Annotated in this window: 4 protein-coding genes; 1 reads left to right on the forward strand and 3 read right to left on the reverse strand. The window is 75.2% G+C overall.

What is annotated here, in order from left to right; genetic code table 11:
• The 3 genes from ABZ641_RS30770 to ABZ641_RS30780 all read right to left on the reverse strand — a co-directional run.
• The coding region (locus ABZ641_RS30770; RefSeq protein WP_359987070.1) for a hypothetical protein at nucleotides 1-934 on the reverse strand (934 nt) is incomplete at its 3' end.
• Nucleotides 931-1,395 (reverse strand): cupin domain-containing protein, encoded by a 465-nt coding sequence (locus ABZ641_RS30775; RefSeq protein ID WP_344627596.1) that lies wholly within the window; start codon nucleotides 1,393-1,395, stop codon nucleotides 931-933. The genes ABZ641_RS30775 and ABZ641_RS30770, both read right to left, overlap by 4 nt.
• Nucleotides 1,392-2,270, reverse strand: coding sequence for a hypothetical protein (locus ABZ641_RS30780; protein ID WP_344627597.1), 879 nt, complete (start codon nucleotides 2,268-2,270; stop codon nucleotides 1,392-1,394). The genes ABZ641_RS30775 and ABZ641_RS30780 overlap by 4 nt, the downstream gene beginning before the upstream one ends.
• A 273-nt stretch (nucleotides 2,271-2,543) precedes the next feature.
• Here ABZ641_RS30780 and ABZ641_RS30785 point away from each other — a divergent pair.
• Nucleotides 2,544-3,101 (forward strand): nucleoside-diphosphate kinase (locus ABZ641_RS30785; RefSeq protein WP_359987074.1); only part of this gene is annotated, 558 nt, incomplete at its 3' end.

The raw sequence follows: 3,101 nt of genomic DNA on the forward strand, positions 1-3,101 counted from the left end.
GGACCCCGGCGGCGGCCGCCGCCCGGCGCAGCGGCTCGGGCAGTTCGGCGAACGGCACCACCACGACGGCGGCGCCGAGCCCGGCGTAGACGGCGAGCTCGTCGGTGCGCGGCAGGTCGGTGAGGTACACCACCAGCGGCCCGGCGGGCAGTTCGGCGGGCATCGCCGCGGCGAGCGCCTCGGCGAGCCGCCACTCGCCGTCGTCCTCGGCGGCGGCGAGCGGTCCGGCCGCGGTGCCGCTGCCGGGGACGACGGCGTACGCGCGGGAGCGCCCGGGGCTGCCCAGGACGGACTCCTGCAGCGGCCGGAGCCAGTCGGCGTGGGTCTCGAAGGACCAGGCGTAGTCGAGGTCCTCCTTCTCCAGCATCAGGGTGCTCATGTTGTGGACGTCCAGCGGGGCCTCCAGCGGGGCCCGCTCGACGGTGAAGCCCGCCTCCTGCAGGAAGGTCTCGCGGCGGCGGTTGTTGCTGAGCAGCCGCACGGAGTCGACGCCGAGGTGGCGCAGGATCGCGGCGACCGGCTCGTAGGAGCGGGCGTCGACGGGGGCGTCGAGGCGGCGGTAGACGGCCTCGGTGTCCAGGCCCTCCTGCTGGCGCATGGCGTAGATGGCGAAGTGCGCGGCGATGCCGAGGCCGCGCGCGTCCTGGTCGATGCCGTAGAGCAGCAGGCCGCGGCCCTGCCGGGCGAAGGTGTGCATGGCCTCGTCCAGCTGGTAGCCGCAGTCGCACTGGGCGGAGCGCAGCACGTGGCCGAAGAGGCAGGCGGACTCGATGCGCAGCGGCACCGGGGTGCCGTCGTGCAGGTCCCCGGTGTGGACGGCGGCCCAGCGCTCCCCGTCGAAGTCGAAGTGCCACAGGACGAAGGGGGTTTCGCCGCCGGCCCAGCGCAGCGGCAGGTGGGCGGGGCCGTCCGGGCGGGGTGCGGTGGCGGTCATCGGGCGGCCGCCTCCTCCAGCGCCCCGCCGGCGAGGAGTTCCTCGTCGCGGACGAGCACCATCCGGGTGTGCGAGTCGATGGGGTGGTGCGGCACGCCGAAGGCGAGGAAGTCCAGCGGGTTGTCGTCGATCGGGCCCTGGACGCCGTGCGGGTACTCGGCGGGGACGTAGATGGAGTCGCCGGTGCGCAGCACGTAGTCCCGGCCGTCGATGTGCAGGGCTCCGCGGCCGTTCAGCACGTACAGCAGGTGGGCACCCTCGTGGACGTGCAGCGGGAAGGCGGTGCCGGGCTGCATGGTGATCCGGTCGACGCCGATCGGCAGGCCGCCGGGCAGGACCGCGCCGGCGCCGGCCACGCCGGTGATGTCGGCGAGGTGCACCCCGGCGTCGTCGTACATCGTCCGGCGGGCGCCGTCGAGGACGTTGAGGATGTGTTCGTCGGGGCGGAAGACCTGGTTCATGGGGCAACTCCTCGGTGGGACTGGGGTGCGGCCGGGACAGGGATGCGGTCCAGCAGGCCGGACTCCTCGACGTAGCGGGCGCGCCGGTCGTAGAGCGTCCGGAGCATCCCGGCGGAGCCGTCGTAGCCGGACGGCAGCGGCGAGTCCGCGATCGCGGCGAGCATCGGGAGCCCGGTGGCGGCGGTGAGCCGGCGGGCCGTCGGCGCCACCCGGGCGGTGCCGCCGATCTGGTTGAGGACGAACCCGTGCAGCAGGGCGCGGAGTTCGGGGACGAGCAGGCCGGTGAGGCCGGCCAGGGCGGCCAGGTGCCCGGAGCGCCGCGGGTTGGTCACCAGGACCACCGGCAGGCCCGCGCGGGCGGGCAGCACCTGGTTGGCGAGGTCGTCGGCGGGCTCCAGCTCGCCCGCGCCCGCGGCGCCCTCGACGAGCAGCCAGCGGCCGCCCGTGCGGACCTTGTCGTAGCCCTGCTGCACGGCCTCCTCGCAGTGGCGGCGCAGTGCGGCGGGCAGTGCGGCGGCGTCGAGGCTGTCCTCGCCGGCCACCGGCGCGGTGCCGACCAGCCTGCCGCGCACCCAGAGGTCGCCCTCGGGGGCGCCCGGGTACGGGAGGTCGACCAGCACCGGGTTGTTCCACCACCGCACGGGGAGCCCGGCGGCGGCGCAGTTGTGCAGGACGCCGCGCCGCCAGGGGGCGACCGCGGTGTACGCCGGGTCGTCGGGCGCGACCACGGCGGTGGCCTTGAACGGCTCGCAGGGCACGCCCCTGGTGTGCAGGGTGCGCAGGATGCCGATGCCGATGCCGGTCTTTCCGGTGCCTGCGGCCGCGCCGAGGACGGTCATCCCGTTCGGCGCGGGCGCCTGCTGTGCGGGATCCATGCGGTCACCGTTCCTTCGCCGTGGCCGGACCGGCCGGTCCGGGTTCCCGGGAAGTCCGTGCACGGTCCGCGGCGCGGTGCTCCCCCTGTACGCCGAGCACACTCGCAGGTTTGTGACAGTCGAGTCAAGTAGTCAGTCACATTCGCTGCGACGCCTCGTCACGGGCATTTGACAGATGGGATGACCGGCGGTGTCATAAATGCGCGACAGTACAGACGGAACAGTTCCAGGCCCGCGGCCCGACCGCGGTCCGACACGGAAGGACGGCCGGCCTTGGCCGAATTCGACTACCGGCGCACCGCACTCCTGGTCATCACGCCCGACGCCGTGCGCCGGCACCTGGCCGGGCAGGTCGTGGCCCGGGTGCGGGCGGCGGGATTCACCGTCGCCGGCCACCGGCTCTGGCCCGCCGCGCCCCCGGGGCTCGACCCGTTCCACCGGCGCAACGAACCGGTCGCCCGCGACCCGGGGCTGCGCCGCACGGTCGAGGAGCTCTTCGACCTCGGCCCGCTGCTCGCCCTCGCCGTCCAGGAGGGCCCCGGCCGCCCGGCCGACGGCGTCCACCGGCGGCTCGCCGAGCTCAAGGGCCGCGGCGACCCCGCCTGGTCGGCGCCCGGCTCCATCCGCAAGGACCTGGGCTCGATCAACACCGTGCTCAACATCGTCCACTCCTCGGACGACGCCGAGGACACCGCCCGCGAGGCCGCGCTCTTCCTGGAGGCCGGCCCCGGGCTCCCCGAGACCGGCCCGGCGGCCCTGGACGCCGCCGTCCGCGCCGCCGAGCGGGGCCGCCCCCGCGAGGAGCGCGGCCACGACTACATCGACTTCTGC

The sequence above is a fragment of the Kitasatospora sp. NPDC007106 genome (assembly GCF_040634455.1).
GTDB lineage: Bacteria > Actinomycetota > Actinomycetes > Streptomycetales > Streptomycetaceae > Kitasatospora > Kitasatospora arboriphila.